30 protein-coding genes are annotated in these 24,389 nt (G+C 73.8%); 6 read left to right on the top strand and 24 right to left on the bottom strand.

The features are described from left to right. From ACF1AL_RS03515 to asnB, 3 genes are all read left to right on the top strand, one after another. On the top strand, window positions 1–263 hold a 263-nt coding region (locus ACF1AL_RS03515), incomplete at its 5' end, for an adenosylhomocysteinase (protein ID WP_391825425.1). A gap of 136 nt (window positions 264–399) precedes the next feature. Then, a complete protein-coding gene (locus tag ACF1AL_RS03510) occupies window positions 400–2,019 on the top strand; it encodes an FAD-dependent monooxygenase (RefSeq protein WP_391781163.1) in 1,620 nt (539 codons plus the stop codon). Between the two features lie 103 nt (window positions 2,020–2,122). Continuing rightward, window positions 2,123–3,979, top strand: coding sequence for an asparagine synthase (glutamine-hydrolyzing) (gene asnB, locus ACF1AL_RS03505; protein ID WP_391825424.1), 1,857 nt, complete (start codon window positions 2,123–2,125; stop codon window positions 3,977–3,979). Window positions 3,980–4,090: 111 nt separating this feature from the next. On the opposite strand, the gene ACF1AL_RS03500 is transcribed toward asnB, so the two are convergent. The 13 genes from ACF1AL_RS03500 to ACF1AL_RS03440 all read right to left on the bottom strand — a co-directional run bounded on the left by ACF1AL_RS03500 (window position 4,091) and on the right by ACF1AL_RS03440 (window position 14,317). Next, window positions 4,091–5,653, bottom strand: a complete 1,563-nt coding sequence (locus tag ACF1AL_RS03500; protein ID WP_391781165.1) for a multicopper oxidase family protein — start codon at window positions 5,651–5,653, stop codon at window positions 4,091–4,093. Window positions 5,654–5,699: 46 nt separating this feature from the next. Continuing rightward, entirely contained in the window at window positions 5,700–6,062 is a 363-nt protein-coding gene (locus tag ACF1AL_RS03495) for an antibiotic biosynthesis monooxygenase family protein (protein WP_386419772.1), read from the bottom strand. Next, a complete protein-coding gene (locus ACF1AL_RS03490) occupies window positions 6,059–7,684 on the bottom strand; it encodes an FAD-dependent monooxygenase (RefSeq protein WP_384209965.1) in 1,626 nt (541 codons plus the stop codon). Before ACF1AL_RS03490 ends, ACF1AL_RS03495 begins: the two co-directional genes overlap by 4 nt. Before the next feature lie 125 nt (window positions 7,685–7,809). Continuing rightward, on the bottom strand, window positions 7,810–8,667 hold the full coding sequence (locus tag ACF1AL_RS03485; protein ID WP_366842130.1) for an NAD(P)-dependent oxidoreductase: 858 nt from the start codon (window positions 8,665–8,667) through the stop codon (window positions 7,810–7,812). A gap of 44 nt (window positions 8,668–8,711) precedes the next feature. After that, entirely contained in the window at window positions 8,712–9,023 is a 312-nt protein-coding gene (locus tag ACF1AL_RS03480) for an antibiotic biosynthesis monooxygenase family protein (RefSeq protein ID WP_384209961.1), read from the bottom strand. Then, window positions 9,013–9,327 carry an antibiotic biosynthesis monooxygenase family protein gene (locus tag ACF1AL_RS03475; RefSeq protein WP_366842128.1) on the bottom strand — a complete coding sequence of 105 codons (315 nt, stop codon included), beginning with the start codon at window positions 9,325–9,327 and terminating at the stop codon, window positions 9,013–9,015. Before ACF1AL_RS03475 ends, ACF1AL_RS03480 begins: the two co-directional genes overlap by 11 nt. Beyond that, window positions 9,327–10,082, bottom strand: a complete 756-nt coding sequence (locus tag ACF1AL_RS03470) for an SDR family NAD(P)-dependent oxidoreductase (protein WP_391697175.1) — start codon at window positions 10,080–10,082, stop codon at window positions 9,327–9,329. The genes ACF1AL_RS03475 and ACF1AL_RS03470 overlap by 1 nt, the downstream gene beginning before the upstream one ends. An 11-nt stretch (window positions 10,083–10,093) precedes the next feature. Beyond that, entirely contained in the window at window positions 10,094–10,549 is a 456-nt protein-coding gene (locus ACF1AL_RS03465; protein WP_366842126.1) for an anthrone oxygenase family protein, read from the bottom strand. A gap of 13 nt (window positions 10,550–10,562) precedes the next feature. Beyond that, window positions 10,563–11,033 carry an SRPBCC family protein gene (locus ACF1AL_RS03460; RefSeq protein WP_366842125.1) on the bottom strand — a complete coding sequence of 157 codons (471 nt, stop codon included), beginning with the start codon at window positions 11,031–11,033 and terminating at the stop codon, window positions 10,563–10,565. Window positions 11,034–11,050: 17 nt separating this feature from the next. Continuing rightward, window positions 11,051–12,268: a ketosynthase chain-length factor gene (locus ACF1AL_RS03455; protein ID WP_384209954.1), complete on the bottom strand. Its 1,218-nt coding sequence runs from the start codon at window positions 12,266–12,268 to the stop codon at window positions 11,051–11,053. Continuing rightward, entirely contained in the window at window positions 12,268–13,554 is a 1,287-nt protein-coding gene (locus tag ACF1AL_RS03450) for a beta-ketoacyl-[acyl-carrier-protein] synthase family protein (RefSeq protein ID WP_391819311.1), read from the bottom strand. Before ACF1AL_RS03450 ends, ACF1AL_RS03455 begins: the two co-directional genes overlap by 1 nt. Then, on the bottom strand, window positions 13,551–13,985 hold the full coding sequence (locus tag ACF1AL_RS03445) for a cupin domain-containing protein (protein ID WP_366842122.1): 435 nt from the start codon (window positions 13,983–13,985) through the stop codon (window positions 13,551–13,553). Before ACF1AL_RS03445 ends, ACF1AL_RS03450 begins: the two co-directional genes overlap by 4 nt. Then, window positions 13,982–14,317: a TcmI family type II polyketide cyclase gene (locus tag ACF1AL_RS03440; protein WP_366842121.1), complete on the bottom strand. Its 336-nt coding sequence runs from the start codon at window positions 14,315–14,317 to the stop codon at window positions 13,982–13,984. The genes ACF1AL_RS03445 and ACF1AL_RS03440 overlap by 4 nt, the downstream gene beginning before the upstream one ends. A gap of 280 nt (window positions 14,318–14,597) precedes the next feature. Here ACF1AL_RS03440 and ACF1AL_RS03435 point away from each other — a divergent pair, with 280 nt between their 5' ends. After that, window positions 14,598–14,978 (top strand): SchA/CurD-like domain-containing protein, encoded by a 381-nt coding sequence (locus ACF1AL_RS03435; protein ID WP_366837010.1) that lies wholly within the window; start codon window positions 14,598–14,600, stop codon window positions 14,976–14,978. 94 nt (window positions 14,979–15,072) lie between these two features. On the opposite strand, the gene ACF1AL_RS03430 is transcribed toward ACF1AL_RS03435, so the two are convergent. The 11 genes from ACF1AL_RS03430 to ACF1AL_RS03380 form a co-directional block, all read right to left on the bottom strand. Next, window positions 15,073–15,534 carry a DUF1772 domain-containing protein gene (locus ACF1AL_RS03430; protein ID WP_366837011.1) on the bottom strand — a complete coding sequence of 154 codons (462 nt, stop codon included), beginning with the start codon at window positions 15,532–15,534 and terminating at the stop codon, window positions 15,073–15,075. Then, entirely contained in the window at window positions 15,531–15,926 is a 396-nt protein-coding gene (locus ACF1AL_RS03425) for a SchA/CurD-like domain-containing protein (protein WP_391659297.1), read from the bottom strand. The genes ACF1AL_RS03430 and ACF1AL_RS03425 overlap by 4 nt, the downstream gene beginning before the upstream one ends. Continuing rightward, window positions 15,926–16,684: an SDR family NAD(P)-dependent oxidoreductase gene (locus tag ACF1AL_RS03420; protein WP_391781166.1), complete on the bottom strand. Its 759-nt coding sequence runs from the start codon at window positions 16,682–16,684 to the stop codon at window positions 15,926–15,928. The genes ACF1AL_RS03425 and ACF1AL_RS03420 overlap by 1 nt, the downstream gene beginning before the upstream one ends. Then, window positions 16,681–16,950: an acyl carrier protein gene (locus tag ACF1AL_RS03415; RefSeq protein ID WP_366837014.1), complete on the bottom strand. Its 270-nt coding sequence runs from the start codon at window positions 16,948–16,950 to the stop codon at window positions 16,681–16,683. The genes ACF1AL_RS03420 and ACF1AL_RS03415 overlap by 4 nt, the downstream gene beginning before the upstream one ends. Before the next feature lie 231 nt (window positions 16,951–17,181). Next, the gene (locus ACF1AL_RS03410) at window positions 17,182–18,009 is read right to left on the bottom strand and encodes an AfsR/SARP family transcriptional regulator (protein WP_366837015.1); all 828 of its coding nucleotides are present in this window, start codon (window positions 18,007–18,009) and stop codon (window positions 17,182–17,184) included. A gap of 29 nt (window positions 18,010–18,038) precedes the next feature. Further along, complete coding sequence (locus ACF1AL_RS03405) at window positions 18,039–18,797, bottom strand: thioesterase II family protein (protein ID WP_391697233.1); 759 nt, start codon at window positions 18,795–18,797, stop codon at window positions 18,039–18,041. Between the two features lie 535 nt (window positions 18,798–19,332). Then, a complete protein-coding gene (locus ACF1AL_RS03400; protein WP_391825423.1) occupies window positions 19,333–19,647 on the bottom strand; it encodes a 4'-phosphopantetheinyl transferase superfamily protein in 315 nt (104 codons plus the stop codon). 165 nt (window positions 19,648–19,812) lie between these two features. Continuing rightward, window positions 19,813–20,607, bottom strand: coding sequence for a 4'-phosphopantetheinyl transferase family protein (locus ACF1AL_RS03395; RefSeq protein ID WP_391659542.1), 795 nt, complete (start codon window positions 20,605–20,607; stop codon window positions 19,813–19,815). After that, on the bottom strand, window positions 20,607–20,957 hold the full coding sequence (locus tag ACF1AL_RS03390; RefSeq protein ID WP_366837017.1) for an acyl carrier protein: 351 nt from the start codon (window positions 20,955–20,957) through the stop codon (window positions 20,607–20,609). The genes ACF1AL_RS03395 and ACF1AL_RS03390 overlap by 1 nt, the downstream gene beginning before the upstream one ends. A 13-nt stretch (window positions 20,958–20,970) precedes the next feature. Continuing rightward, a complete protein-coding gene (locus tag ACF1AL_RS03385; RefSeq protein ID WP_391697164.1) occupies window positions 20,971–22,773 on the bottom strand; it encodes an acyl-CoA dehydrogenase family protein in 1,803 nt (600 codons plus the stop codon). A gap of 55 nt (window positions 22,774–22,828) precedes the next feature. Next, entirely contained in the window at window positions 22,829–23,053 is a 225-nt protein-coding gene (locus tag ACF1AL_RS03380) for a hypothetical protein (protein WP_366837019.1), read from the bottom strand. Between the two features lie 224 nt (window positions 23,054–23,277). Between ACF1AL_RS03380 and ACF1AL_RS03375 the strand changes: the two genes are divergently transcribed. Together ACF1AL_RS03375 and ACF1AL_RS03370 are read left to right on the top strand one after the other, a co-directional pair. Beyond that, a complete protein-coding gene (locus ACF1AL_RS03375) occupies window positions 23,278–23,880 on the top strand; it encodes a hypothetical protein (protein WP_391781167.1) in 603 nt (200 codons plus the stop codon). 266 nt (window positions 23,881–24,146) lie between these two features. After that, window positions 24,147–24,386 carry an acyl-CoA carboxylase subunit epsilon gene (locus ACF1AL_RS03370; RefSeq protein ID WP_366837021.1) on the top strand — a complete coding sequence of 80 codons (240 nt, stop codon included), beginning with the start codon at window positions 24,147–24,149 and terminating at the stop codon, window positions 24,384–24,386. Window positions 24,387–24,389 lie beyond the last annotated feature (3 nt).

Raw genomic sequence — 24,389 nt, 5'->3', positions numbered from 1 at the left:
ACCTGGGCAACGCCACCGGTCACCCCTCGTTCGTGATGTCCAACTCCTTCGCCAACCAGACGATCGCGCAGATCGAGCTGTTCACGAAGCAGGCGCAGTACCCGACGGGCGTGTACACGCTGCCCAAGCACCTCGACGAGAAGGTCGCCCGCCTCCACCTGGACGCACTCGGTGTGAAGCTGACCCGGCTGCGCCCGGAGCAGGCGGCCTACATCGGCGTCGACGTCGACGGCCCGTACAAGCCGGACCACTACCGCTACTGACCGGCGGCCGCACGGCGCGAGGCGCGCGGCGGCACGGCGCCGGGCGCGCGGCGGCCGCTCTTCCAGTCTTCCTCCATCGCGCCCCGACCCGCGCCCCGCACCCTGAGCCGCAGGTGTCGTTCCGAGGAGGAAGCACGTGTCCGTAAAGCAGCAGCACGTCCCGGTGCTGGTGGCCGGCGCGGGACTGGCCGGCCTGTCCACCGCCCTGTTCCTGTCCTGGCACGAGGTGCCCTGCCTGGTGGTGGAACGCCACCGCGGCATCTCGCCGCACCCCCGCGCGCGGGGCATCAACCCGCGGGCGATGGAGCTGATGCGTGCGGCGGGTCTGGAGGAGCGGGTGCGGGCCACCGAGTCCGCGCGCGCCCTCGCCCACAACACCGGTGTGCTGGCCGCCCAGTCGCTGGCCGGGCACCAGCTGGGCGCCCTGCACGAGCAGTACTTCATGGACGTGCGCACCGATCTGAGCGCGCTGTCGCCGACCGGCTGGTGCCTGTGCCACCAGGACGAGTTCGAGCCGGTGATCCGGGACCGCGCGCGGGAACTGGGCGCGCGGTTCGCGTACTACACGGAGCTGGAGTCGTTCGAGCAGAACGCGGACGGCGTCACCGCGCGGCTGCGGGACCGGGACACCGGCGAGGTGCGCACCGTGACCGCCGACTACCTGGTGGGCGCGGACGGGCCGGCCGGCCCGGTGCGCGCCGCGCTCGGCATCGGCGTCGAGGGCCCCGGCACCACCGGGCACTTCCTCAACGTCCACTTCGAGGCCGACCTCGCCGAGGAGCTGGGCGAGCGCCGGTTCATCATGTGCTACACGTTCAACGACACCGTGCGCGGCGCGCTGATGCCGCTGGACAACTCCCGGCGCTGGCTGCTGCACGTGGTGTTCGACCCGGCCGCCGAGGACGCCGCCTCCTTCACCGAGGAGCGGTGCCGTGAGCTGGTGCGGGCCGCGGCCGGGGTGCCGGAGCTGGAGGTGAAGGTCCTCGGGGTGATGCCCTGGGAGGCCGCCGGGCGCACCGCGACCGCGTTCGCGCAGGGCCGTGTCTTCCTGGTGGGCGACGCCGCCCATGTGATGCCGCCGAGCGGCGCGTTCGGCTCCAACACCGGCATCCAGGACGCGCACAACCTGGCGTGGAAGCTGGCCGCGGTGCTGCGCGGCGAGGCCGGCCCCGGCCTGCTGGAGAGCTACGACCCGGAGCGCCGGCCGGTGTGCGCGGCCACCGTCGAGCAGGCGGTGCTGCGCTCGAAGGACCGGCCGCGGCTGGCGGCGAAGGAACCCGCGCCGGCCGACCCGGCGATCCACGCCGACACCGAGATCTGGTTCGGCTGGCAGTACCGCTCCGGCGCGGTGCTCACCGGCGCGGACGACCAGGTGCCGGACGGCGTGTGGAACGCCGACCCGCACGGCCTGCCCGGCACCCGCGCCCCGCACGTGGTGCTGGAGCGCGACGGGCGGCAGGTGTCGACGCTGGATCTGTTCACCAAGGCCCCGGTGCTGCTGGCCGGGCCCGAGGGCGAGCCCTGGGCCGAGGCCGCACGGGCCGCGGCCGGGCGCGCGGGCGTCACGCTCGACGTGCTGCGCATCGGCGACGCGCTGGACGACCCGGCGGGCGCCTGGGCCGCGGCGTACGGCGTGCGGGCCGGCGGCGCGGTGCTGGTGCGGCCCGACGGCGTGGTGGCCTGGCGCGCAGCCGACGCCCAGGACGACCCGGAGGCCGTGTTCGACGGCGTACTGAAGGCGCTGCTGGCGCGGTGACCCGCGACAAGGGCACCGCCGGCGCGGCGGCCCGTGAAGAAGGCGCCGCCGGCGCGGTGACCGGCCGGGCCGCCACACCCCGCGAGACGACGAGGGAGTAAGCATGTCTGGAATCACCGGCTGGGTGGACTGGTCCCGGGATCTGACCCGGGAACGCGGCACCGTCCTGGCCATGGCGGCGACGATGGCCCTGCGCGGCCCGGACGGCGAGGGCGTGTGGACGAGCCCGCGGGCCGCCCTGGGCCACCGCCATCTCTCGGTGTTCGACCTGGAGGGCGGCGGCCGGCAGCCGGTCGCCCTGGAGCACGACGGGCGGACCGTCGCGGTGGCCGCGCACAGCGGCTCGATCCTCAACCACGAGGAGCTGCGCGCCACGCTGTCCCGGCGCGGCCACCGCTTCCGCCACGGCGGCGACACCGAGACGCTGCTGCACGCCTACCTGGAGTGGGGCGCCGAGGCCGCGCACCGGCTGGAGGGCACCTTCGCCGGCGTGGTGTGGGACGCCCGGCGCGAGGAGCTGTTCCTGGTGCGCGACCGGCTCGGCGTGGAGCCGCTGCTGTACTTCCCGACCGCCACCGGCCTGATCTTCGGCTCGGAGGCCAAGGCGATCCTGGCGCACCCGCAGGTGCAGCCGGAGGTCGACGCGGAGGGGCTGCAGGAGATCTTCACCTACTCCGGCACCCCGCACGTGGCGCCGTTCCGCGGGATGCACCGGCTGCGGGCCGGGCACCACCTGGTCGTGGGCCGCGGCGGTGTGCGGCGCACCCGCTACTGGGGGGTGGACGCCGCCGAGCACACCGACGACCTGGACACCACCGTGGACACCATCCGCGGGCTGCTGGAGGAGAGCATCGAGCGCAACCTGCGCACCGACGCGCCCGTGGGCTCGCTGCTCTCCGGCGGCCTGGACTCCAGCGGTGTGGTCGGCCTCGCCGACCGGGAGCTGCGCCGCACCGGCCGGCGCATCCGCACGTTCACCGTGGACTTCGCCCGGCACTCGGAGAACTTCAAGGCCACCGACACCCGCCAGTCGCCGGACGCCCCGTTCGCCGCCGACGTGGTCCGCCACCTCGACACCGACCACACGGGCGTGGTGCTGGACCCGGCGGAGCTCAGCGACGACGTGGCCCGCTGGCAGGTGCTGCGCGCCAAGGACTACCCGACGCCGCTCGGCGACATGAACACCTCGCTGTACCTGCTGGCGCGGGCCGTGGGCGAGCGGGACACCAAGGTGGTGCTCACCGGTGAGGCGGCCGACTCGCTGTTCCACGGCGTCGCCTGGAACCGGGACCCGGTCGAGTCGCGGATGGAGACCTTCCCGTGGGTGGCCCGCGGGGTGGTGCGCGACGACGCCAAGGGCCTGGGCTGCGGCCTGTTCGACGAGTCGCTGCTGAAGGACCTGGCGCCGCTGGAGTACGCCACGCAGCGCTACCGCGAGTCGGTGTCCGAGGCGCCGCACCTGCCGGACACACCGGCCGAGGAGCGGCACATGCGGGAACTGTGCTGGGTGCACCTGACGAACTTCATGGAGAACCAGAACGGGCACACCGAGCGGCTGTTCAAGGCGGTGGGCCTGGAGGTGCGGATGCCGTACTGCGACCACCGGCTGGTGCAGTACGCGTACAACCTGCCGTGGGAGATGCAGAACTTCGACGGCCGGGAGAAGAGCCTGCTGCGCGCCGCGGTGCGGCACGTGCTGCCGCAGAGCGTCGTCGAGCGCCGCAAGACGCCGTACCCGGTCACCCTGGACCCGGGCTACGAGAAGGCGCTGCGCACGGAGATGCACGCCCTGCTGGACGACCCGCAGGCCCCGGTGCTGCCGCTGCTGGACGTGGCGGCGGTGCGGGCGACGCTGAAGGACCCCGAGGGCCTGAACCGGTGGGCGCGGCGCGCCAACGTGGAGCTGCCGCTGCAGCTGAACACCTGGCTGCGGCGGTACGGGATCCGGCTGGTGCTGTGATCCGCTGAGGGAGGCGGGACGGACGAAGGCTCCGGGACGTGGTGGCGTCCCGGAGCCTTCGTCTTTCCCTGTGCCCCAGCCCTCCCGGGCCCCCTCGTGGCCCGGCGGGGCTCAGTGGTGGTGGGTCCCGCTCCCCTCCACCGTCCGCGGCGCGCCGGCCTCCGTGCCGGGCCGCACCACGGTGAACTGGCCCATCATTCCCTCGTCCTCGTGACGCAGGACATGACAGTGGTACATGTACGGCTTCGCCGGGTCGGTGTAGGTGTCGAACCGGACGGCGAGCCGGGTGGTGCCGAACTCGTGCAGATAGACGGTGTCCTTGGGCCCGCGGGCGTACGCCGGGGGCTGCTTGCCGTTGACGTCGAGGACGTGGAAGACGCAGCCGTGGACGTGGAAGACGTGCACCCACTCATCGCCGCGCTCGATCTCCCAGATCTCGGTGGCGCCGGCCGGCACCACCTCGTCGATCCGGGTCATGTCCATCGTCTTGTGGTTGATCTGCAGGCCGGTGAACTCGAAGTGCCGCCGCCGCGCCCCGGCCGGGGCCACGACGGGCGCCGCCGCGCCGTCCAGGCGGGTGGGCAGCGCGGGCGCCTCCCGCAGCTCGCGGGCGGCGCGCAGGGCGAGGATGTCGAAGGTGTCGTCGCCGCCCATGAAGCGTTCCGTGGGGAAGCCCAGGTCGAGGGCGGGTTCGAAGCTGCGCAGCACGGTCTCGTCGCCGGGCTTGAAGTCCACGACGATCTCGGCGCGTTCGCCGGGCGCGAGCAGCAGCCGCTCCATGGCGAGCGGGCGGGCGAGCAGTCCGGCGTCGGTGGCGACCTGGTGGAAGGTGCGCCCGTCGGTGAAGCCGAGCCGGTACACGCGCGCGTTGGAGCCGTTGAGCAGCCGCAGCCGCACCCGCCGGGTGGTGACCTCGAAGTACGGGTCGTAGGTGCCGTTGACGAGGATGGTGTCGCCGAGGACACCGAGGTTGTCCACGCCGGCGATGGTCTCGGCGAGTTTGGTCTCGGTGAAGTCGAGGGTGCCGTCGCCGTGGAAGTTCTTGTCCTGGATGACCAGGGGCACGTCGTCGACGCCGTACTCGCGGGGCAGCGCGGCGCGTTCGGAGTGCTCGTCGTCGATGACGATCATGCCGGCGACGCCGCGGTAGACGTGGGTGCCGGTCGCGCCGTGCGGGTGGGGGTGGTACCAGAGCGTGGCGGCGGGCTGGCGCACCGTCCAGGTGGGGTTCCAGTCGGCGCCCGCGTCGATCGTCTGGTGCGGGCCGCCGTCCATCGCCGCGGGCAGCAGCATGCCGTGCCAGTGCAGCGTGGTGGCCTCGGGCAGCCGGTTGCGTACGGTGACGGCGACCCGGTCGTCGCGGCGCAGCCGTAACGTCGGCGCGAGGTAGGGGCCGTTGGCGCCCCAGGTGGGGGTCTTCTTGCCGGGCAGGAGTTCGCTGGTGCCCGGGGCGAGGGTGAGCCGGTAGTGGCGGCGTCCGTCGGCGGACGGGCGCGGGGCGAGCTGGGCGGGAATCCGCAAGCGGGTGCGGAAGGACAGTTTTCCGACGTTGCTGCGCCGGCGGCCCTGGTAGGCGGTCAGGAAGGTGGCGCCCCAGCCGGCGCCCGCCGCCGCGGCGACGCCTCCCACCCCGAGGACGAACCGGCGGCGTGGGAGGCGGAAGGCTGGCGTCATGGAAGGGTCCTCATGTCGGGGCCGATGGATCCGGCCCCACCCTCGGTCAGGCCGGCTGAGGGGCGCTCGAGACCGGCTCGAGCCGGTGCACGACCTCGGTGACGGCCATGTCGCCGCCGCGCCGGAACGGCTTGAGCCGCTGCCGGTGCAGGGTATGGCGCGGGCTGACCTCGAAGTCGCGGAACGCGCGCTCGTCGGCCCAGTCGGTGAGGACGTAGTACACGCCCTCCTCCTCCGTGGACCGCACCAGCGTCTGTCCCCGGTTGGCGGGCTCGCGGGCGATGGACTCCCCCACGGACAGCCACACCTGCTCGAAGTCGGCGGCCATCTCCGGGTGCACCTCCATGCGCAGGATCACCCGCAGCGGCTCGCTGCCGTGCGTGGCCTGACGGCCGGCGGTCTGGGTCACCGTGTCTCCTTCTCGGCGGGCGGCCGGTCCAGCCGGAGCAGCCGCTTGGTCATGGCGCGCAGCACGGTCCGGGTGAAGATCGGCGCGTCGGCGCAGCGCCAGGCGACCACGCCGTCGGGCCGGACCAGCACGGCGCCCTGCGCGGTGACGCCGTACAGCTCGGGCCAGCGGTCGTCGAGGTCCTCGACGTCGGTGCCGATGCCGTACACCTGGACCGGGGTGCCCAGTTCGGCGGAGACCGAGCGGACGGCCTCGCGCCAGGGGCGGTTGTCGGGCCCGGTCAGCAGCACCATGGACCGGCCGAACAGGTCGTGCACGGAGATCTCGGCGCCGCCGTGGCGGAGCCTGAGGTGCGGGGCGCGGCTGCCGGGACGGCCGTCGTTCTCGGCGGCCCACAGCCCGTAGCCGGGCAGGACGCCCTCGTCCCAGGGCATCACGGCCATCGAGCGGTAGCGGGCGGACAGCCACACCAGCGGGTCCTGGACCAGGTCGGGGTCGGCCGGGTCGGGGTAGGCGGCCAGCAGCCGGGCGCGGTCCTTGGCCCGCAGCACGGCCTGTTCCACGGTGGCCGCGCAGACCGGGCGGCGCTCCTCGTCGTAGGAGTCGAGGAGGTCGGGGTGGGCCCAGCCGTCCAGGACCGCGACGAGTTTCCAGGCGAGGTTGTGGGCGTCGATGATGCCGGTGCCGGCGTCGAAGCCGCCGCTCGGCGGCATCACGTGCGCGGCGTCGCCGACGAGGAACACCTGGCCCTCGCGGAAGCGGTCGGCGACCTTCGCCTCGCCCGCCCAGGCGCTGACGCTGTCGATGCGCGGCTGAAGGTCGTCCACGCCGGTCGCGGCGCGCACCAGCGCGGTGCAGCGTTCCCGGGTGAAGGACTCGGCGCTCTCCTGCTCCGGGTCGTGGCGCACGTGCAGCAGCCAGTCGGCCCGGTTGTCCAGCGGCATCAGCGATCCGCGCACGCCCGGGTTGTCGACGTACGCCATGATGAAGCGGCGTCCGCGCAGCTCCCCGGTGAGGTCGGCGGTGAAGCGGATGGTGACGAAGTGGCCCATGGTGCGGCCCTCGAAGCCGATGCCGAGCTCGTCGCGCACGGCGCCGCCGGTGCCGCCCGCGTCGACCAGGCAGCAGGCGCGCACCCGGTGCTCGTCGCCGCTGCCGCGGTCGCGGACCGTCGCGAGGATGCCGTCGTCGCCCCAGCCGTCCCGTTCGAAGGAGACCAGTTCGGCGTCCGGGCGCATGCGCACGCCGAGCCGTTCGGCGCGGTCGCGCAGCGCCTCCTCCAGCTCGCTCTCCTCGCACAGGCACCAGCTGGTGGGCGAGAGGCTGCCGAGGTCGGTGGCGGCGTCGACGACGTACTTGGCGTCCAGGGCGCCCAGTTCGTGCCCGGCGAGCGACTCCATGGCGAGGATGCCGGAGTTCGCGGCCAGGGCCCGCGCCGAGGGCAGGTCGCGTATCTCCCGCTCCATCCCCAGGGAGCGCAGCAGCTCCATGGCCCGGGGGTGCAGGCCGAGGATCCGCGGCGGCCTGACGCGCTCCCGCCGACCGCCGAGCAGAGAGCAGTCGACTCCTTGCTGGGCGAGGAACAGAGCCGTCGCCAGCCCGGCCGGCCCCGAGCCGGCCACCAGGACATCCGTGTTCCGGAGCGCGCTCCGGCCTGTACTGTGCACTGCCTCACATCCCTTCGACTGGTGCCATGACGAACGGCGCCCGGGAGGTGCGGGCGGCGGCCCGCACCTCCCCCGGCCGCTCAGTGCTCCACGAGCACGGAGGCGTCCTTGTCCCCGTCGCCCGCGGCGACCACCGCGGCGAACCGCTCGCGCACCTCGGCGAGCACCGGCATGTCGGTGCCGGCCTGCGCGGCGGCCTCCAGGGCGAGCCGGATGTCCTTCTCCATCAGCTCCGAGCGGAAGAAGGCCGGTTCGTAGGACTGCTTGAGCATCAGATCGGCGCGAAACCGCATCACCATCGAGCTGAAGCCGCTCGCCGAGACGACGCTGATGAGCTGTTCGCGGTCCAGGCCCGCGGCGGTGCCGTAGGCGACGGCCTCGGCGAGCGAGGCGACCTGCGCGCCGAGCAGCAGGTTGAGGATGAGCTTCAGGCTGGCGGCGGTGCCGGGGGCGCCGACGTGGACGACCTCGCTGCCGATCGCCTCCAGCACGGGCCGGGCCTCGTACAGGTCGGCCGGGTCGCCGGAGACGTACACCCGCAGCTCGCCCTTGCGGGCCTGCAGCGGGTTGCCGACGACGCAGGCCTCCACGCGGCGCAGTCCGGCGGCGGCGAGCCGTTCGGCGGCCTGCCGGGCGTAGCCGGGCGAGACGGTGGAGGTGTCGACGATGACGCTGCCGGGCTGCAGGACGGGCACGATCCGGCCGAACAGCACCTCGTCGACGGCCTTCTCGTCGGCCAGGCTCAGCAGCACCAGGTGGTGGCCCGCGGCCGCCCGCTCCGGGGCGTCCGCGAGCTTGGCGCCCGCCTCGACGAGCGGTGCGGCCTTGCTCGCGGTCCGGTTGTAGACGGTGAGCGTGTGCCCGGTGTCCAGCAGCCGCCGGGCCATGCCCCCGCCCATGTTGCCCAGGCCGATGAAGGCCAGCTGGGGTTTGGTCATGGTGGGTTCTCTTCTCTGTCGGGTTCTCCTGCGGGGGCCGCCGCTCAGTACGCGGCGTCGACCTCGTAGACGGCGAAGGGGGACGCGGTGCGGGTGTCGCGGTAGGGGCGCAGCGGGGCGGTGTCCTGACGGTGGCCGGCGCCCTCCTCCCAGGCGCGGAAGGCGTCCAGGGACTCCCAGCGGCTCATCACCGCGAGCGCGGTGGGGTCCAGCGGGTTGCGCAGCAGTTCGTTGCCGAGCATCCCGGGCACCCCGGCGAGCCGCCGGCTGACCTGGTGGTAGGCGGCGCGCACCGCGTCGAGCTGCGCCTCGTCGGCGGCCGCCTGGTACACCAGCACGCGGACCTCACCGGTCATGGCCGGCCGCCTGTCCCGGGATGGTGTGCTGGACCTCCATCACATGGAAGGAGCCGCCGGTGCGGAACGGGTGCAGGGTGGCGCGGTGTTCGAGGTGCGCGGGGCTCTCCTCGAACTCCCGGAACCGCGGCTCGTCGACCCAGTCGCTGATGATGACGTAGGTGCCGTCGGGCTCGCGGGCCAGCGACTGGCCGAGGTTGGCGGGGTGGCCGGTGACGGCCTCGGTGCCGGCCAGCCAGGCCTTCTCGAACTCGCTGTCCTTGCCGGGCGCGATCTCCAGCCGCAGCATCACACGGAAGGCCATCAGGAGATCCCCCCGTCGACGCCGATGGTGTTGCCGGTGACGTACCGGGACAGGTCGCTGGCCAGCCACAGGATGGCGCCCGCGACCTCGTCGGGCCGGCCCAGCCGGCCGAGCGCGGTCTTCGCGCCGTACCGCTGGGTCATGAGGTCCTTCTGGTCCTGCGGCATCGCGTGGAAGTTCTCGGTCTCGATGACGCCGAGCGCGACGACGTTGAAGCGGATGCCCTGGCCGCCGAACTCCTTGGCGAGCGAGCGGTTCAGGCCGACCAGCGCGGCCTTGGTGGCGGTGTAGTGCGAGCGCAGCGGTATGCCGGCGTCCACGGCGCGCGAGCCGATGGAGACCACCGAGGAGCCCTCGCCGAGCAGCGGCAGCGCGTACTGGATGACCAGGTGGGCGCCGGTGAGGTTGGTGTTGACGATGCGCTGCCACTCCTCCAGCGACAGGTTCGCGTACGGGATGTGGCTGATCGCGCCCGCGTTGTTGACCAGCAGGTCGAGGCGGTCGCCGTGCAGTTCGCGGACCCGCTCCAGGAGCTCGGCGATCTGCTCGGGCTGCGACAGGTCGGCGCGCAGCACGTGGTGGTTGCCGCCGATCTCCTTCAGCTCCTGCTCCAGCGTGGTGACGAACTCGCTGGGGTGCTGGTAGCAGGTGACGACGTCGACGCCGGCCCGGGCCAGGGCCAGCACGATGCCCCGGCCGACACCGCGCACACCGCCGGTGACCAGGGCCTTCTTGCCTCGCAGTTCGAGGTCCATGGGGTTTCCCTTCAGAGCAGGAAGCCGAGCGCCGTGCAGTTGACGGCGAGGGCGGCGATGGTGATCCAGCTGCGCCGGCTGTTCCAGGCGCCCCACTCGGGGCGCGGGTCGACGAAGTCGGCCGGCAGGTTGTCCGGGTCGAGGGTGCGCATCCAGCGGTTGACCGGGGCGTTCTTGACGATCGCGATGACCGGGGTGGTCGCCGTGAGCAGCGCGGCCAGGGCGAACAGCACCCGGGCCGTCGTGTCCGGTGCCGCCACGGCCAGCACCACGTCCAGGGCGAGCGTGCCCAGCAGGCAGATCGGCATGGCCGGGTCGTAGCGCTGCCCGAGGAAGGCGTGCGCGTGGACGTAGCGGTCGACCGGCAGCGCGGCCATGTACGGGAAGCCGCCGAGCTGGGTGCCGAGCATCACGCCGGCCGCGAGGCCGTTGAGGAGCAGCAGCAGGGGGGCGAGGACGGTGAGCACGGCCGGGGCTCCCTCACCGGGTCACGGCGTGGGCCGCGGCCGCGGCCTCCACCTTCTGCTTGATGAGGTCCATCTGCACCTTGGTGTTGCGGTTCAGGTGCGCGGTCATCTGCTCGTCGTCCACCGGGGCGGCGGGCTTCATGTGGAAGTCCTGCACCCAGCGCATGCGGACACCGCCGCCGGGCTCCTCGGTGTACTCCCAGTAGATGTTCATGAACTCGAACGGCCCGGTCTCCACGCGTTCGGCGCGCACGGTGCGGGTCTCGCGGAAGCTGGTGCGCTTGGACACCCAGCTCCAGACCTGGCCGTCCTCGTCGGGGTGCATGGTGAGGCGGAAGACGATGGTGTCGCCGTCGCGCTCCAGCACCTCCGCGGAGGCGTACTCGCTGAACAGGTCGGGCCAGTTGGGCACGTCGTTGGTCATCTCCCACACCAGTTCCAGCGGTGCGTCGATGACGACGTGGTTGTCGGTGTGTCCGGCCATCGTGCATTCCTTCCGTGTCAGCGGCCCAGGACCAGGGCCGAGGTGAAGCCGCCGTGGCCGCGGGCCAGCACGAGCGCGTGCCGCAGCGGCAGCTCCCGCACCTCGGTGACCAGGTCGATCTCCAGACCGGGGGCGGGCTCGCGGACGCCGGTGGTGGGCGGTACGACGCCGTCGCGCAGGGCGAGCAGCGCGGTCGCCACGTCCAGCGGGGCGCCGCCGCCGTACAGCCGGCCGGTGAGTGTCTTCGGCGCGGTGACGGGCACGCCGCGCGGACCGAACACGGCCGCGATGGCCTCGGCCTCGTCGCGGTCGTCGGCCGGCAGCCCGGCGGCGTCCGCGAACACCACGTCGATGTCGGCGGGGGTGAGGCCCGCGTCGCGCAGGGCGGCCTCGGCGGTGCGGCGCAGCACCCGGGGGCGGCCCGACTCGGGCGCCGGGTCGAAGCCGGCGGCGTAGCCGAGGACACGGCCGTAGCCGGTGGTGCCGCGCTCGGCGGCGGCCTCGGCGCTCTCCATGACGAGGATCGCCCCGCCCTCGCCCGGCAGGTACCCGGACGCCTCGGCGTCGAAGGGCACATAAGCGCGCTCCGGGTCGGGGACCGTGGAGAGCTTGCCGGTGGTCAGCTGGGCGGTGAGGCCGTACGGGCACAGCGAGGCGTCGGTGCCGCCGGTGACGACGAGCCGGGCTCCCTTGCGGGTGAGCCGGCGCGCCTGCCCGAGGGCGTCCAGACCGCCGGCCTGCTCGCAGGCCAGCACCCCGCACGGGCCGCGCATCTTGTGCCGGATGGAGAGCTGGCCGGTCGTCGCCGCGTAGAACCAGGCGATCGACTGGTAGGCGCCGACCCAGCTGGGGTCGTTCTGGTAGAGGGCGGTCATCTCCTTCTGGCCGAACTCGGTGCCGCCGGACGACGAGGAGGTGACGACCGCCTTGTCGTACTCGGGGATGGCCTCGATGTCGGCGCCGCAGTCCGCGAGCGCGGCCTCGCCGGCGGCGAAGGCCAGATGCGTCCAGTGGTCGGTCTGGGAGATCAGCCGGCTGGGCACGCTGGCCTCGGTGTCGAAGCCGGGCACCTGCCCGGCGTACCGCACCGGGTAGCTCTCCGGGTCGAAGCGGGCGATGCGGCCGATGCCGGACTTGCCGGCCAGCACCGACGCCCAGTGCGCCTCGACGCCGATGCCGGTCGGGGCGACGATGCCGAGCCCGGTGATCACCGGGGCCGGGGACGACGTGGTCATCACTGACTCCTTCCGGCCGCGGCGGCCGCGCTGCCCGGGCGGGCCAGCAGCATCGCGGTCTGGAAGCCGCCGAATCCGCTGCCGACGCTGAGCACGACGTCCATGGCGTGCTCGCGGGCGGTGACCGGGACGTAGTCCAGGTCGCACAGCGGGTCCTTGGTCTTCAGGTTGGCGGTCGGCGGCACCACCTGGCGGTCCAGGGCGAGGGCGCAGGCGGCGACCTCGATGGAGCCGATGGCGCCCAGCGAGTGGCCGACCATGGACTTGATGGAGCTGACCGGGATGTCGTAGGCGTGGGAGCCGAGCGACCGCTTGAACGCCGCGGTCTCGTGCCGGTCGTTCTGCTTGGTGCCCGAGCCGTGCGCGTTGATGTAGCCGACGGCGGTCGGGTCCAGCTTGGCCTGGTCCAGGGCGACGGTGATGGCCTCCGCCATCTCCCGGCCGTCCGGCTTCAGCCCGGTCATGTGGTACGCGTTGCTGCGGCCGGCGAAGCCGACGATCTCGGCGTAGATCCGGGCGCCGCGGGCGAGGGCCGCCTCGCGTTCCTCGATGACCATGACGGCGGAGCCCTCGGCGAGGACGAAGCCGTCCCGTTCGCCGTCGAACGGGCGCGAGGCGTGCTCCGGGTCGTCGTTGTTGGGCGTGGTCGCCTTGATGGCGTCGAAGCAGGCCGAGGTGATGGGCGAGATGGGGGCGTCGGTCGCGCCGGCCACGGCGACGTCCGCGGAGCCCTCCTCGATCAGCTGCACGGCGTGGCCGATGGAGTCCAGGCCCGAGGTGCAGCCGGTCGAGATCAGCGCGACCGGGCCCTCGGCGCCCACCTCCCAGGCGACCTCGGCCGCCAGGGTGGAGGGGACCATGTAGCCGTACAGGTGCGGAACGCCGTACTCGTGGTCGACGAGCCACTTGCGGCCGCTGTCGGAGAGGGTGACGTACTCCTCCTCCAGGCCCATGGTGCAGCCGACGGCGCTGCCGATGGAGACGGCGACCCGCTCGGGGGCCAGCGCCGCCAGCTCGATGCCGCTGTCGGCGACCGCCTCACGGGCGCTGACGACGGCGAACTGCGCGGCGCGGTCCATCCGGCGGACCTGACGCGGGGTCAGTCCGGCGGCGGCCGGGTCGAAGTCCACCTCGGCGGCGACCTGCGAGCGGAAGGCGCTCGCGTCGAAGAGGGAGATCCGCCGGGTGGCGGTACGGCCCTCCGACAGCGTGCGCCAGAACGCCTCCCGGCCCACCCCGCCCGGCGCGACCGCGCCGACCCCGGTGATGACGGCCCGACGGGTCACGGTGCCCCACCCACATCCGGGTTGGACTGCTCGGGGCGCTGCGCCTGCTCGGTGTCGACGTGGCCCAGCTCGGGGCGCGGCGCCAGCGGCGACAGGTGGAAGGTGCACCGGGCGGTGACGTCACCGGTGTTGACCAGGCGGTGGCGGACGCCGATCGGGACGAGCAGCGAGTCGCCGGCGGTGAGGGTGACGGCCTGGCCGTCCAGGCTCATCTCCAGGGTGCCGTCGATGACGTGCAGGAACTCCTCGGAGTACGGGTGGTAGTGCTCGGTGACCCAGTCGCCGGGCTCCAGGGTCATGACACCGCCGAAGCCGGAGGTGCAGCCGACGGTCTTGGGGCTGAGGGTGACGCGGAGGTCGCCCCCGCGCTTGGTGTTGGACTCGACCTCGTCCGAGGACACCTTCACGGTGCGGGTGATGGCGGTGGTCACTGGATTCGTCCTCCGTCCTTGGTCCAGACGTAGAAGGGCTGGGCCATGGCGTCCTTGGGCTCCTTCCAGTCGGGGTCGTAGGGCTCCACGCACTGGGCGAGCTTGGTGTTGATGTCGTCGTAGAGCGGGTGGCTGCGGGCCCGGTACAGGTTCGGGTTGATGTCCTCGTCGGCCTCGACCAGGTGGAAGTAGAGACCGTGGAACTTGAACAGGGTGCGGCGGCTGACACCGACCATGTGGGGCAGGTCGGTGGCGTCCGACTCGGCGAAGATCTTCGCGATGTCCTCCGTCTTGTCCGGACGGAGCTTGGCGACGATCAGGGTGCGGTGCACGGGTACCTCCTGGTCCGCTCGGCCGAAGAACGCCCCCCACGGGGCGGCCGAACGCGAACGTCCCACCGCGGACTACAGGTCGACTCGAATAGCCCTTCAGCCCCCGAATCGCCGGGCTGCGCACCCACGGCGTTCACGACACCCCCGGGCACCGCTAACCCCCGGGCACCTCACCGCCGGCGTTCACCCCATCCCCAGGGCACAGCTCACCGTTCGAGTCGTTCTCGTGCCGAATGAGGTCTGCTGAAGCCCCCTATCACCGAGCGAGTAAGGGTCAGCCATGCCGTTCGCAGCCATCACGTACGACATCAAGCCCGGCTACGAGGCCGAACTCACCGAGATCTTCGGCAGCTTCAAGCGCGTCAAAAGCAGCCGCGTGCAGGACGCGCAGGGCGAGACCGCCGGCACCATCCTCGCCACCGCGGTGTTCCTCCGCGACGACACCCTGGTCCGCGTCATCGAGTACACCGGCGACCTGGACGCCGTCGCCCGCCACATGGCGTCCCAGCCGGGCGTGCGCGAGGTCGAGGCCAAGCTGAAGCCGTACCTGAGCAAGCCGCGCGACACCGACACCGTCGAGGGCTTCGTCGCCACGTTCAAGCGCAGCCTGCTCAACACGGTCGCGCAGATTTCGGTACGGGACGTGCCGAGCGCGGCGTGACACGGGGGCCGTACGCGAGAGCGCGTACGGCCCCCACATGGTGCGGCGGCCGTACGCGAGGACGCGTACGGCCGCCGCACCCTGTGCGCCGTGGTCAGAGCGCCGTGACCCCCGCCGCCGTGACGGCGAGCGCCACCACCGCCAGCGCGGTCCGCAGCAGGTGCCAGCGCCGCCACAGCGGCCGTGGGTCCTCCCAGTCGGCTGGGATGTCGGCCGGGTCGCTGATGGCCTTGACCCGGCGGTTGATGGGCACGTTGCACAGGTGGGACACGCCCGAGACGCCCAGCAGCAGCACCGCGGCGGCCGCGAACAGCGGGCGGGCCGCGCCGTCGCCGACGACGGCCAGCACCGCGTTGACGAGCGTGCTGCTCAGCACGATCACCGGCATGGTGGGGTCCCAGTTGCGCCCGAGCAGCTTGTGCGCGTACACGTACGTGCCGGTCTCCATCGCGAACAGCGCCGGCAGCACGCTCAGCGCGACCGCGAACAGCACGCCCGCGGTGACGCCGCTGCCCACCAGGGCGGCCACCGCGAGAACGCCTTCCAGCCCCGTCATGACCTGCCGGCTCCCGCGGGGTGGCTGTCCACCGTCAGCTGGGCGATCGTCCGCATGGTGGCGTCGCGGAAGTACGCGGCGAAGCCCTCCGGGGAGGTGGTGTCGGTGGTGCGCTGCTCCAGCAGGTACGGGGCGAGCTTCGTCTCCAGGATGTGCACGCCCTTCTGCCGGGCCATGTGCCGGCCGACCGCCGCGAAGTCGCCCTCGTAGTGGATGACGCGCACCAGCACGTCGTCCTTCAGGAACACGCCGGTGCCGAGCAGGCGTCCGGCCGCGTCGCCGTCGTCGCCCGTGAAGTCGGGCGTGTCGACCCGCTGGAAGTTGGCGAAGATCTCGGCGATCTCCTCCTCGTGGCCGGGCTTCACCCGGTAGGTGATGGCGGCGTAGGGCATCAGATTCCTCCGTCGACTTCGATGGTGGTGCCGGTGACATAGGTGGCCGCGTCGCCGGCCAGGTAGAGCACCGCCCCGGCCACGTCCTCGGGCCGGCCCAGCCGGCCGAGCGCGGTGGCCGCGGTGAGGCGCGCGACGAGCTGGGGGGGCAGGCCGGCGTCCGGCTCGGTCTCGGTGACGCCGGGCGCGACCAGGTTGACCCGGATGCCGCGGCTTCCGAGCTCCTTGGCCAGGGCGCGGGTGAAGCCGACCAGGGCGGCCTTGGAGGTGCTGTAGTGCACGCCCAGCGGGCGGCCGCGCAGCGCCACGGACGCGCCGATGGTGACGACGGACCCGCCGTCGGCGAGCAGGTCGAGCACGGCCTGGGTGACCAGGTAGGCCGAGGTGGTGTTGTGGCCGAGGACCCGGTGCCACTCGTCCTCGGTGAGCTTCTCGAACGGCACGTGCCCGTCGACGCCGAGGTTGTTGACCAGGACGTCCAGGCCGCCGAGGTGCTCGCGCACCGCGTCGGCGAGCCGCCCGGCGCCCTCGGCGCCCGTCAGGTCGGCGGCGACGAGCGTGAAGTCCGCGCCGAGGTCGGTCAGTTCGGCGCGCAGCCGGTCGGCGGACTCGCCGTCGCCGCGGTGGGCGACGACGAGCCGGGCACCGGTGCGGGCGAAGGCGAGCACGGTGGCCCGGCCGATGCCCCGGGTGCCCCCGGTGACCAGCACCCGCCGGCCCGGCGGCAGCCAGGGCGGCGTGTCGGTGCGAGCGGTCATCGCACGGCCCCGGCCCGCGGCGCGGCGGCGATCAGCTGCAGCAGCAGGCGCGGGGTCTCGGCCTCGCCGACGGCGTCGTCGTCGAGCACGATGCCGTACTTGCGGTTGATCACGCTGGTGACCTGCAGCAGGGCGAGGGAGTCGTAGCCGAACTCCAGGAAGGGCGTGTCCAGGGCGTCCTCGCCCTCGAACGCCATGCCCTCCTCGGGGGCGCCGACGCATTCGAGCAGCAGCTCGCCGAGTTCGGCCAGGGTGATGTCGCTCACGATGGTTCCTTTCGGTGCTTTCGTCGGGTGTGGCAACAGTGGGCAGGGACGGTCTTGGTGGCCCGGGTGCGGGCGACCTTGGTCGCCCGGTGGGGGCGGCCTTGGTGGCCCGGTGGGCGCGGCCTTGGTGGCCCGGGTGCGGGCGACCTTGGTGGCCCGGGTGCGGGCAACCTTGGTGGCCCGGTGGGGGCGCCTTGGTGGCCCGGGTGGGGCGGCGGACGCCGCCGGGGATCAGGACCGGCTCGCCAGCAGCGGGACACCGCCGGCGGCGCCCACCAGGTCGAGCTGCGGGGAGGAGTCGAGCACCGCGCGGTGCAGGTGCTCGATGACGGGCGAGGGGTCCAGACCGAGGCTCTGGTTGAGCGCGGTCCGCAGGTGCCGGTACACCTCCAGCGCGTCGCTGCGCCGGCCGGCCCGGTACAGCGCGAGCATCAGCTGCTCGTGCAGTCCCTCGTGCAGGGGGTGCCGGGCGGCGAGTCCGGAGAGCTCGCCGACGAGTTCATGGTGGCGGCCCAGCCTCAGGTCCGCCTCGATTCGGCCGTGAAGAACGCTCATCCGCGACTCGTCGAGCCGGGTGGCCTCCACCTCCAGCAGCGGGCCGCACTGCACGTCGGCCAGGGCGCGGCCGTGCCACAGGGCGAGCGCGCGGCTGAAGTACGACGACGCCTGCTCCCAGTCGCCCTGCTGCAGGGCGCGGTGGCCGACGGAGGACAGGGCGTCGTACTCGAAGGCGTCGATCAGGCCGCCCTGGGTGTCCAGCCGGTAGCCGCCCGGCTCGGTCACCAGCACGCTCTTGGCACCGTGCGGCAGCTCGGCCTCCTCCTCGCCGAGGGCCGCGCCGATGACGTGGCGTATCTGGAGGATGTAGGTCTGCAGCGTGGTCTGCACGCTGCGCGGTGGGCTCTCCCCCCACACCTCCTCCACCAGGGACGCCACGGAGACGACCTCGTCGGCCTGGAGGGCGAGCAGCGCGAAGACCTTGCGCGGTTTGACGGCTGTGAGGTGCACCGGCACCCCGGCGAGAGTGGCCCGGAACGGGCCGAGGACGCTGATGTCCATCCGCAGAACTCCTTCGGGAACGATGTGGGTCAGCCGGTCGTCACCGGTGCCGCGGAGCGCAACGCCTGCCCGACGGCGCGCGGCACCTCGCGTCCGCGGACGAAGAAGTGCGCGCCGGGGACCGTCCGCAGCCGGAAACCCGCGCTCGTGCAGTGCTGCCAGGCCTCCACCTGGGGGATCGTCACCATGCGGTCGTCGCACCCGGCGTACGCCTGGATCGGGCAGGGCAGCGCGGTGACGGGCGCGTCGCGCAGGGAGCGGGCCAACTGCAGGTCGGCCCGCAGGGTGTCGAGGGTGCTGCGCAGCCGCTCGGGGTGGCGCAGCAGCACCTCGGGCATGCTCTCCTCGTCGGTCATCGCCTCCTGCAGCTCGGCGTCGGTCAGGCCGGCCAGGTCGCGCCGGTCCAGCAGGGCCGAGGGCAGCTGCGGGGCGCTGCACGCGCCGACCGCCAGCAGCCGGGGCGCCGGCAGCCCGGCCGCGAGGCGGGCCTCGGCGAACCGGTAGGCGACGAGCGCGCCCATGCTGTGCCCGTAGAAGGCGTGCGGCTGCTCCAGCAGGGGCCCGAGGTCCCGGTGCAGGTCGTCGAGCAGCCGGCCGGCGTCGGTGATCCGTGGTTCGCGCAGCCGGGTCTCGCGTCCCGGCAGCCGTACCGGCAGCACCGAGACCTCGGGTCCGACCCGATTCAGCCACCCGGCGAAGGACATGGCGCCCGCGCCGGCGTGGTGGAAGCAGATGAGCCGCGTCCCGGTGCCGTCGGCCTTCGGCCGCACCGCGAGATATCGATGCACCAAGACCCCCCTTCGGTCCCGCACCGCTGGGCGGGTGCGGGCTCCGAGCGTCACCGCACCACCTGGAACCCGGCTCAACACTCACTCAACCGACCGCCACGGATCAGCCAACGGCCACAAGTCCCGCGCGTCGAAAGGACGTTGACGCCGACCCGGGTCAGACGCCCGTGACGCCCCCGTACCGGCGCCCCGTGTCCGGCACACGCCGACGGCCCGAGGCCGGGTCACACGCCAACGGCCCGAGGCCGGCTCGCACGCCGACGGACCGCGCCGGGTCACACGCCGACGGCCCGAGCCGTGCTCCACCGGCGGCACGGGCCCGCACCCCGGCCGCCCGGACCACCGGCCGCACGGCCCGCACCCCGGGCACGCGCGCCACCCGGCCGCACGGGCCCGCACCCCGGCCGCCCGCGCCACCCGGCCGGCGGGCCCGCACCCCGAGCCGCCCGAGCCGCCCGAACCGCCCGCACCGCGGCCCGCGCCGCACGCGTCCGTACCGCCCCGCGGCGCGGGCCCGTGCCGCCCCGCCACCCGCTCACTCCCCCCGTCGGGGATCCGCCAGTGCCGGCAGCAGGGCCCGTGGGGCCGTCCGGTCGCGGTGGCCCGAGAAGCCGGGGTCGTAGACCGCCGCGCTCAGGGTGTACGTGTCCTCCGCGAGCCAGCTGTGGAAGGACCACTCCCAGCCGGCGCCGGGCGTGCCGTCGGGGCGGAGCATCTGGACCTGCTGGTCCTGCGGGGTGAAGCCGAACTCGGTGAAACGGAACCGCAGTCCCTGCCCGATGGCCTTGCTGTAGGCCTCCTTCAGCGTCCACAGCCTGACCAGCTCCCGGTTGCGCCGGTCCTCCGGCACGCGCGCCACCCGGCCGCACGGGCCCGCACCCCGGCCGCCCGCGCCACCCGGCCGGCGGGCCCGCACCCCGAGCCGCCCGAGCCGCCCGAACCGCCCGCACCGCGGCCCGCGCCGCACGCGTCCGTACCGCCCCGCGGCGCGGGCCCGTGCCGCCCCGCCACCCGCTCACTCCCCCCGTCGGGGATCCGCCAGTGCCGGCAGCAGGGCCCGTGGGGCCGTCCGGTCGCGGTGGCCCGAGAAGCCGGGGTCGTAGACCGCCGCGCTCAGGGTGTACGTGTCCTCCGCGAGCCAGCTGTGGAAGGACCACTCCCAGCCGGCGCCGGGCGTGCCGTCGGGGCGGAGCATCTGGACCTGCTGGTCCTGCGGGGTGAAGCCGAACTCGGTGAAACGGAACCGCAGTCCCTGCCCGATGGCCTTGCTGTAGGCCTCCTTCAGCGTCCACAGCCTGACCAGCTCCCGGTTGCGCCGGTCCTCCGGCACGCTCTCCAGCGCCTCCAGTTCGTACGGCGTGCACACCTGCCGCTCGGTGCCCAGCCCCAGCATCCGCCGGTCGGCGTTCTCCAGGTCGACGCCGATGCGGCCGTTGCGGGTGAGCCCCACGACGAGCAGTTCCTCGGTGTGGCTGATGCTGACGTCGAGCTGGTCGACCCCGCGCAGATGCGGGCGCCCGCCGGGCTTGTAGGCCAGCTCCAGTTCCTCCGGCGAGGTCCCGAGCACCGCCGCCGCGGCCGACTTCAGCAGCAGCCGCGAGGTGACGAAGCGGGACCGGTTGGGCACATGGGTCATCTCCATGAGCCGTTTGTGGTCGCGGCCGAGCGCGGCCACGAGGTCGGGCCGCCCGAGGTCGTCGGGCAGCCAGTCCGCGACGGCCGCGTAGACGACCGACGTACCGGACGACTCCATCTCGCGGCGCACGGGCAGCCAGGAGTCCGCGGGACCGCGGTTGCGCAGCGGCCGCATCACGTCACCGGCGCTCCGGTCAGGCGCGCGAGCCGGCCGGCCAGCGCGCCGAGCGTCTGCACGCCGGGCAGCACGTCGGGCAGGCCGGCGCCGCGCAGCCGGGGGAAGCGCTCCTCCAGGCGGCCCAGGAGCTGCAGCATCATCACCGAGTCGAAGCCCAGGTCGTGCTGCAGGTGGAGCCCGGGGGCGAGCGCGGCGGGCGGACGCTCCAGGATCCGCGCCACCTCCTCGACGAGCACGCTCAGCGCGGTGGCGCCGGCTCCGGCGCCGCCCGTGGGGGCGCCGGCGGCCACCGCCGTGGTGGCGGCCGCCGGGCCGGCGGTCGGGACCGGATCTGCCGTCTGGTTCATCGGATGCCTCTCCTCATCGTCCGATCGGGGTCGCGTACAGGTCGTAGCTGCGGGCGTCGTCGAAGCGGTCGAGGACCTCGCCGAGCAGGTGCTCGGTACCGGCCTCGGGGACGCGGACGGCGCCGCGGTCGAGCCGGCCGACGACGCGGGCCAGCGCCAGGGCCGCCCAGGCGGGGTCGGCGAGCAGCCCCGTGCCGTGCCGCCACACGCCGAGGCAGGCCGCGCCGGCCGCGATCAGCGCGTAGCGGTCGGCGAGGGCGTACACCCGGGGGCTGAGCCGGCGGCCGGCCGGGCGGGCGGCCAGCCGCGCGCAGTCCTCGCGCAGCAGCCGCAGTTCGCCGTCCAGGGCCTCGGCCGCCTCGCCCAGCGCGTCGGCGAAGTCGCCGCGCGCCTGCCGGGCCCGGCGCACGGTGGCCGGCAGCGAGCCGAGCAGGGTGTCGCCGTCGGCGGGCAGGGTCAGCTCCCCGGGCCGCAGGGGCGGAAGGTCGGGGTCGGTCCGGTCGAACAGCCGCGCGTACAGCCCGTCCTCGGGCGTTCCGGAGGCCCCGTACGGCCCGAAGTCCCCGTACGCCTCCGAGCTCCCGTGTCCCTCGTACGTGCCGGACGGCTCGCCGAGGTCCGGCACCCGCAGCAGGTGCCCGACGATCGCCGACCGGCTGGCGGCGGTGCCGGCGCTGCCCAGCCCGATCATGGGCAGGTCGCGGGCGGCCTTCTGGAACAGCCCGTAACTGCCGGTCGTGGCGTACGCCTCGGAGCCGAGCACGATCGACAGGTCGTACACCATCTCGGTGAGGATCGTCGGCAGCAGGTACTTCACCACCGCGCTCAGGGTCCCGCTCTCGCGCGGCAGCAGGTGCGCCGCCCGGGTGGCGACCAGCGCCAGGCAGTCGCACAGCAGCAGGTCGGTGAAGGCGTCGGCGAGCGCCGCGCGGGTGCGGGCGCTGCTCAGCGAGGCGCGGCTGCGCGAGCGGTGCGCGCGGGCGAACGCCACGGTGGTGCGCAGCGCGGTGTCGGCGCAGCCCAGCGCCATGGAGGTGCCGGTGGCGCGGGTGACGGGGAAGGCCCGCTCGGCGACGGCCGTGCCGCCGCCCTCGGGGCCGAGCAGCCGGGAAGCGTCCAGGCGGTGGCCGGTGAACTCCAGGCCCTGCACGACACAGCCGCGGATGCCGCTGGTGCGCCGCCGCGGCAGCAGGCGCACACCGGGCCCGGCGGCCCCGGGGCCGGGGAGCAGGAACGCCGTCTGGGCGTCGTCCCCGGCCTCGGGGGTGTGCGCGAACACGACGAGCGAGTCGACGCGTACGGCGTTGTTGAGGGCCTCCTTGCGGCCGTCGAGCCGGTAGCCGCCGCCGTCGCGGCGCGCGGTGAGCCGGTTGTGCAGGAAGTCGTTGCCGGGGGCGGGTTCGGGGTAGGCGCAGGCCATCCGGCCGCCGGACAGCAGCAGGCGCGCGGTGTCGCGCCGCTGCTCCTCGGTGCCGTCCGCCCACACGGTGACCGCCGCGAGGTAGGAGGTCATCCCGTAGCCCAGCCCGAGCGCCGCGTCCCGGCGGAAGACCGCCCGCAGCACCCGGGCGAGCACGTCCAGCCGGTCGAGCCGGCCGCCGAGTTCGCCGGGGACGAACTCGGCGTTCAGCCCGAACGTGTCGAGGAGCCGTTCGGCGGCGGGCAGCAGCTGCTGCCTGCCGTCGGCGGCGAGGAAGTGGTCCGCGCCCAGCGGGTTGCCAGGGTCGTCCAGGTCGCCGAGCTCGTGCTCGAGCCGGGCTATACGTTCCTGTACGGCCCGCTCGGCCGCGTCCGCCCTGTTCAGCACCGTGGTCATGGCTGTCTCCGTCCTCGATTCGTCGGCCGCTGCGCCCCTCCCTAACCGGCGTGACTCAAGAGGCCCTCAAGTCCTCCCAGGCAGGCTCCTCGGCGTCGTCGACGAACGCCAGGCGCGGCACCGGGGTGCCGTCCTGGTCGAAGTCCACGCCGCCCAGCCACATGCCGCCGTAGGCGACCAGCGCGTACCAGACCGGCCGCAGCATGCGGTCGACCGCGATGCGGGCGAGCGTGCGTCCGACGTCGTCCGCGATCCGGTCGGCCTCGTCGGTGATGGTCATGGACGTCCCTTCCCTTCGGGTTCGGTGATGCGGGGGAAGGACGGTCGCGGCCGGCGCTCGCCGCGCCCTCGAGGAACCCTCGGGCCGGTGAGGTCCGATCGGCGTTCGAGGGAAATTCAAGTAACGCGTGGTCGACTGGTGGCGCGCGTCCGCACGCCGCCGGCGCGGCGCGCGCGGGAGCGGGGAGAGGGAGGTGAGCCGGGCCGATGCCCCAGCGTCATCCCGTGAGTCACCGGGTCACCACTGTGGAACGTTTCACCGCGGTGGGCGCGGCCACCGCCCTGGAGAGCGGGCTGCGCGACTACGCCCGCCACCGGGCGGGGCTCCGGGGCTTCGAGAGCGGGATCACCCTGCGGCTGATCGGCCGGAGCGGCTCCTACGTCCGGCTGGAGCAGTGGCGGGGCGTGGAGGCGCTGCTGCGCTCCACGCACGCCGAGGGGCACCTGCCGCACCTGGCGTCGGTGTCGGCGCTGGCCGGCACCGAGCACGAACTCACCGTGAGCGTGGGCAGCATGCCGGCGACGGTGCCGATCAGGGCGGCCGCGCGGCTGGTGCTGGTGCGGGCCGAGGTGGAGAGCGAACCGGCCGGTTTCGAGATGGACTTCGGCGCGCTGGTGGGTTCCTGCGTGACCGCCGAGGGGTACGGCGGCAGCGACCTGCTGCGGTCGGTGAGCGACCCGCGCGCCTACACGGGCCTGCTGTGGTGGCGCGACGCCGCGTCCTACGACCGCGTCCTGACCACGACGACGTACCTGGACCGCCACACCAAACTGGCGACCACGGCCCACATCACGGAGCTCCACGCCCTCCCCCTCACCGCGCCCTGATCCCCACCGCGCCGCCGCCACGGCCCAACACGCCGGCCCACGCAGCCGTGTTCGGCCGGCCTCCATCCGCCCCGAGCCCCAGGAACCCGCACGCGCCCTGCCGCCGGGATCCGGCCACCGGTCTGCACGCCCGCCGCCCCCGGTCGCGAGCGCCTGCGAGCGCCCCGCACCGCCATCCGCCCCACGCCCTCCCGGAGACCGGCGTACGAGCGCTTCCCCGGTGGATCCCGAGCGGGTCTCGAGGCCGCGGCGGCAGGCTGGCCAGCATGGAATCTCCCTTGTCTCTCGCCATCGTGCGCGGCCGCCCCACGGCGGAGGAGCTGGCCGCGGTGACCGCCGTCCTGCTCGCCAGGCTGCGGGAAACCGCGGGCCGGGACGGCGCCGCGGACGGGGCCGGCGGCCCGGCGGACGGTGCGGCCGGGGTGTTCGACGAGCCGGCGCGGAAGGCCGGCTGGGGCGGCGGGCGGCCGCGCCGCCGTCCGCCGGTGGGCTGGTCCCGGTCCTGAGCG

This window comes from Streptomyces sp. NPDC014801 (assembly GCF_043082085.1).
In the GTDB taxonomy this organism is placed as follows: Bacteria; Actinomycetota; Actinomycetes; order Streptomycetales; family Streptomycetaceae; genus Streptomyces.
The sequence above is the reverse complement of the archived record's forward strand: the minus strand, read 5'-3'. Positions and strand labels throughout refer to the sequence as shown.